This window comes from Streptomyces flavofungini, assembly GCF_041028215.1.
GTDB lineage: Bacteria > Actinomycetota > Actinomycetes > Streptomycetales > Streptomycetaceae > Streptomyces > Streptomyces flavofungini_B.
Map to the genome: position 1 here is coordinate 1 of NZ_JASKYR010000560.1, position 4955 is coordinate 4955.

The 4955-nt window shown below is 70.8% G+C and carries 5 protein-coding genes; 3 read left to right on the forward strand and 2 right to left on the reverse strand.

Annotated features, from left to right (window positions below; translation table 11 throughout):
- Positions 1–522 (forward strand): dioxygenase family protein (locus AB8Z36_RS29620; RefSeq protein ID WP_369216464.1); only part of this gene is annotated, 522 nt, incomplete at its 5' end.
- Here the strand turns inward: AB8Z36_RS29620 and AB8Z36_RS29625 are convergent.
- The gene (locus AB8Z36_RS29625; protein WP_369216465.1) at positions 519–1097 is read right to left on the reverse strand and encodes a GNAT family N-acetyltransferase; all 579 of its coding nucleotides are present in this window, start codon (positions 1095–1097) and stop codon (positions 519–521) included. The genes AB8Z36_RS29620 and AB8Z36_RS29625 overlap by 4 nt on opposite strands.
- Positions 1098–1277: 180 nt before the next feature.
- Between AB8Z36_RS29625 and AB8Z36_RS29630 the strand changes: the two genes are divergently transcribed.
- Positions 1278–2276, forward strand: coding sequence for a sigma-70 family RNA polymerase sigma factor (locus AB8Z36_RS29630; RefSeq protein WP_369216466.1), 999 nt, complete (start codon positions 1278–1280; stop codon positions 2274–2276).
- Between the two features lie 14 nt (positions 2277–2290).
- On the opposite strand, the gene AB8Z36_RS29635 is transcribed toward AB8Z36_RS29630, so the two are convergent.
- Entirely contained in the window at positions 2291–3277 is a 987-nt protein-coding gene (locus tag AB8Z36_RS29635) for a helix-turn-helix transcriptional regulator (RefSeq protein WP_369216467.1), read from the reverse strand.
- A gap of 171 nt (positions 3278–3448) precedes the next feature.
- Between AB8Z36_RS29635 and AB8Z36_RS29640 the strand changes: the two genes are divergently transcribed.
- The coding region (locus tag AB8Z36_RS29640; protein ID WP_369216468.1) for an MFS transporter at positions 3449–4955 on the forward strand (1507 nt) is incomplete at its 3' end.

A 4955-nucleotide genomic window follows, 5' to 3' on the forward strand; every position in this document is an offset into this window, starting at 1 on the left:
GAGCTCGCCGCGTCGGTACGGGCCCTGCTGCGGGCGCCCGGCACCCCCGTGCAGGAGGTGCCGGACCGGGGGCTCGACCACGGGGCGTACGTGCCGCTCGTCGAGATGTACCCCGACGCCGACATCCCCGTCCTCCAGGTCTCCCTGCCGACCCTCGAACCGCGCCGCCTCATGGACATCGGCCGCAGGCTCGCCCCGCTCAGGGACGAGGGCGTCCTGATCGTCGGCAGCGGCTTCTTCACGCACAACCTGGCGGCGCTGCGGCAGGGCGGCGTCCCGTCCTGGTCGGCGGAGTTCGACGCGTGGGGGCACGAGGCGCTGGCGGCGGCCGACGTGGACGCCCTCCTCGACTTCACCCACAAGTCCCCGGCCGGACTGCTGGCCCATCCGCGTACGGAGCACTTCGCGCCCCTCTTCGTCACGCTTGGCGCGGCGGACGCCACCGGGGACCTCACGGGGCAGCGCAGTGTGATCGACGGGTTCTGGATGGGCCTGGCGAAGAGGTCGGTGCAGTTCGGCTAGGGCCTGATCCGGCCCGGTCCGAACGAGGGCCCCTGGTCCCGTGGGCCGAGGGGCAGCTCGTACCAGGCGACGTCCCAGTACCGGCCGAACTTCCTGCCCACCTCGCGGTAGGTCCCCACGTGCCGGAAGCCGAAGCGCTCGTGCAGGCGGACCGACGCCTCGTTCGGCTGGGCGACGCCCGCGTACGCGCGGTGCACGTCCTCGTCCGCGAGCGCCTCGAAGAGCGCCTTGTAGAGGAGCGTGCCGATGCCGCGCCCCGCCGCGTCAGGCGCGCAGTAGACGCTGACTTCCACGGAGGTCGCATAAGCGGGCTTGATCCGGAAAGGGCTACTGGTGACGTACCCGAGGACGCGGCCCCCGCTGGAGCCCGATCGCCGCTCCTGGGCAACCAAGAGACGGTGCGGGCCGTCTTTCGGGTGGGAGAGCAGCCAATGGCGGCGCTCTTCCGGCGAGAAGACGACGGTGTCGAATGTGATCGCCGTCTCACGTACGTAGTGGTTGTAGAGGTCCGTGAGGGCTTCGAGGTCCGCCTCGACCCCCGGCCTGACCTGCACCTCCGTACGCCCTGTCAGCATCCTGCCTCCCCGCGTGGCGGGACAGGGTACTGCACTGTCGACCAAAAAGGTGCGTCGCTTGGGAATTCTGTCCGGATTCCAGGCGTTGTTTCCATCGGAAGGTGGGCACCCGAAGGTGTGCCATCCGCCACAGCGGCCCCAACAGGGCCGACCAGGACCACCACACGCAAGGGAGCACGCATGGCAACCCGTGCCGTCGCGCGGCGTAAGTCCGCCTCAGGCGAGACCGACGCGGCACGCAGTGTTCGCGCCGTAGGCGGGGAGATCGCCGACCGCGACCTGGTCGGCATGTACCTCGACGAGATCGCGCGCACACCGCTGCTCGACGCCGCCAAGGAAGTGGAGCTGTCCCAGGTCATCGAGGCGGGCGTCTATGCCCGCAAGATCCTGGACGGCGAGGTCGGGGACAGCGGGGTCACCGCGGACCGCGAGGAGCTCGAAGCGCTCGTCGCGGACGGCGAGCGCGCCAAGGACGTCTTCATCCGGTCGAACCTCCGCCTCGTCGTCGCCGTGGCCCGCCGCTATCCGCGCAGCGGACTGCCCCTCCTCGACCTGATCCAGGAGGGCAACGCGGGCCTGGTGCGCGCGGTCGAGAAGTTCGACTACGCGAAGGGCTTCAAGTTCTCCACGTATGCCACGTGGTGGATCCGCCAGGCCATCACCCGCTCGATAGCCGACCAGTCCCGCACCATCCGCCTCCCCGTCCACCTGGTGGAGGAGCTCGGCCGCATCCGCAGGGTGCAGCGCGAGTTCAACCGCGAGAACGGCAGGGAGCCGGAGCCCGCGGAGATCGCCGCCGAGCTGTCCTCGACGCCCGAGCGCGTCGTCGACGTCCTGGACTGGGCCCGCGACCCCGTCTCGCTGAACATGGGCGTGGACGACGAGGGCGACACCCAGTTCGGTGACCTCCTTGAGGACACCTCCGCCGTCTCGCCCGAGCAGTCCGTCCTCTCGCTGCTGCGCAGCGAGGAGCTGGACGACCTGATCGGCCGCCTCGACCAGCGCACCGCCTCCATCATCAAGATGCGGTACGGAATCGACGACGGCCGCGAGCGGACGCTGACGGAGGTCGGCAAGGAGCACGGCCTCACGCGCGAGCGCATCCGGCAGATCGAGAAGCACGCGCTGCTCGAACTGAAGAAGCTGGCGCGCGACACGGGATTCGACGCGGTGGCCTGACCCCGGTCGGCGGGTCAGGCGCGTGCCGGTCGCGTCGCCCTGGCAAGGCGTGCGCCCATGTCGCGCAGGCAGGTGATCAGCTCAGGGGGGCCGTGGGCCGTGAAGTCGCAGTCGGCCACCGCCAGGCGGACCGCCAGCCACTCGATGGAGTCCGTGGACTCGGCGCGCAGCCGACAGGTGCCGTCGCCCAGCGGCTCCACCCCGCCGAGTGACGACGGCAGCCTGGACGCGACGAACTCCGCGGGCGCCTCGAAGGTCACGTCGAGGGCGTAGGACTCCTGCCCGCGGTAGACGGACTGCCGGATGAACTCCGCGGCGTCCCCCTTCGGCAGCTCACGCGGCGTGAACCGCGCCCCCGTGGAGAACGGCTCCGCGACCCGGTCCACCCGGAAGGTCCGCCAGTCCTCCCGGTCCATGTCGTACGCGACGAGGTACCACCGCCGCCCCGTCGACACCAGGCGGTACGGCTCGGTCAGCCGACGGGACTCGGTGCCGTCGCCCGTCCGGTAGCAGAACCGCAGCCGCTCCTGGCCCGCCGCGGCCGTCGCCATCACCGTGAGCGTCTCCGGCGCGATGCTCGCCCCGTCCCCGCTGACCAGCGGCATCGTCGCGATCTGGAGGGCCGTCACGCGGTGCCGCAGCCGGGCGGGCAGAACCTGCTCCAGCTTGGCGAGCGCCCGTACGGACGCCTCCTCCACGCCCTCCACGGCGTGCCCCGCCCCGGCCCGCAGGCCGACCGCGATCGCCACCGCCTCCTCGTCGTCGAGGACGAGCGGCGGCATGGCCTTGCCCGCGACGAGGCGGTAGCCGCCGAGTGCGCCCTGGGTGGCCCGCACCGGATAGCCGAGCTCCCGCAGCCGGTCCACATCGCGCCGCACGGTCCGCCGGCTCACCCCGAGCCGCTCGGCCAGCTCGCCGCCGGGCCACTCGCGGGGCGTCTGGAGGAGCGAGAGCAGTTGCAGCAGCCGGACCGGCGTCTGCGCGCCGGTCGCGCCGGTCATCCCCGCACCGCCGCTCGCCGCTTCCCGCTGCCGCCGTTCCGGCCGGTGTCTTTCTCCCGGGCCCGCCGTTTCCCGGCTCTTCTTCCGGCCGCCTTGATGTTCGTCGTCACGTCACCAAGGATGCCGGGATCTAGGAACTCTTATGACCTAGATGACTTCTACTCTTCCGGCATGAGTTCTCCCAGCAGCCCCCTTCCCGAAACGCCTCCGGCTGCGGACCGGCGGCGGTGGTTCGCCCTGGCCATCGTGATGACCGCCGCCTTCATGGACCTGGTCGACGTCACGATCGTCAACATCGCCATTCCGTCGATCCAGCGGGACGCGGGCGCCTCGTTCAGCCAGATCCAGTGGATCACCGCGGGCTACAGCCTCGCGTTCGCCGCCGGGCTCATCACCGGCGGGCGGCTCGGCGACATCCACGGGCGCAAGCGGCTGTTCCTGATAGGGATCACCGGCTTCACCGTCGCCTCGGCGCTCTGCGGCTTCGCGGCCAATCCGGAGATGCTGGTGGCCTCGCGCGTCCTCCAGGGCGCCATGGCCTCGCTGATGGTGCCGCAGGTGCTGTCCATCGTCCACGCGACGTTCCCCGCCCATGAGCGCGGCAAGGTCTTCGGGCTCTTCGGCATGGTCGTCGGGCTCGGCGCGGTCTCCGGGCCGCTGCTCGGCGCGCTGCTCACCGAGTGGAACATCCTCGGTCTCGAATGGCGGCCGATCTTCCTCATCAACCTGCCCGTCGGCATCGCGGGCCTCGTCCTCGGCCGGAGGTTCATCACCGAGTCCAAGGCACCGAGGGCGCTCAAGCTGGACCTCGTGGGCGTCGTCATGGTCACCGTCGGCCTGCTCATGCTGCTCTACCCGCTCACCCGGGGCCGCGAGCTCGGCTGGCCGCTCTGGGGCCATCTCACCATGGCGGGCTCGCTCGTCGTCTTCGGCGCCCTGATCGCCTACGAGCGGCGGAAGGCGGCCAAGGACGGTTCGCCGCTGGTCGAGCTGTCGCTGTTCAAGGTGAAGAGCTTCGCGGCGGGCATCGCGGTGCAGACCGTGTTCGGTGTCGTGATGGGCATCTTCTTCCTCGTCTGGACGCTCTACCTCCAGGTCGGCCTCGGCTGGAGCGAGCTGCGGGCCGGTCTCACCGGAGTGCCGTTCTCCATCGCGGTCTCGGCGGCGGCGGGGATCTCCGTGCAGAAGCTCGTGCCCCGGTTCGGCCGCAAGGTGCTCCAGACGGGCGCCCTGACGATGGCCGCGGGCCTGCTCATCTACATCTGGGAGGCCGACCGCTACGGCACGGGCATCGCGCCCTGGCAGATGGTGCTGCCGCTGGTCGTGATGGGTGTCGGCATGGGCCTGATCGTGGCGCCGCTGACGGACGCCGTCCTGTCGGGCGTACCGCGTGAGCACGCGGGTTCGGCCTCCGGGCTCATCAACACCGTGCAGCAGATGGGCACCGCGCTCGGCCTCGGTCTGGTGTCGGTGGTCTTCTTCGGGGTGATCGACGAGAGCGTGCCGCTGGAGCTGCTGCCGATGGAGTTCGTGAACGGCTTCGAGCACGCGCTGATCTGGGTGGCGGCCGTCCTCGTCGCCGTCTTCGTCCTGATGTACGCCCTCCCGGCGAAGCCGAAGCAGCACGTGGAGGGCGGCGGCGACGTGGAGTGGCCCGGCGAGGGGACGGACGAGGGGA

Bases quoted from the DNA above. Each gene is read 5' to 3' on its own strand.
- AB8Z36_RS29625 (WP_369216465.1), bottom strand. From the start codon at position 1,097: ATGCTGACAGGGCGTACGGAGGTGCAGGTCAGGCCGGGGGTCGAGGCG.
- AB8Z36_RS29630 (WP_369216466.1), top strand. From the start codon at position 1,278: ATGGCAACCCGTGCCGTCGCGCGGCGTAAGTCCGCCTCAGGCGAGACC.
- AB8Z36_RS29635 (WP_369216467.1), bottom strand. From the start codon at position 3,277: ATGACCGGCGCGACCGGCGCGCAGACGCCGGTCCGGCTGCTGCAACTG.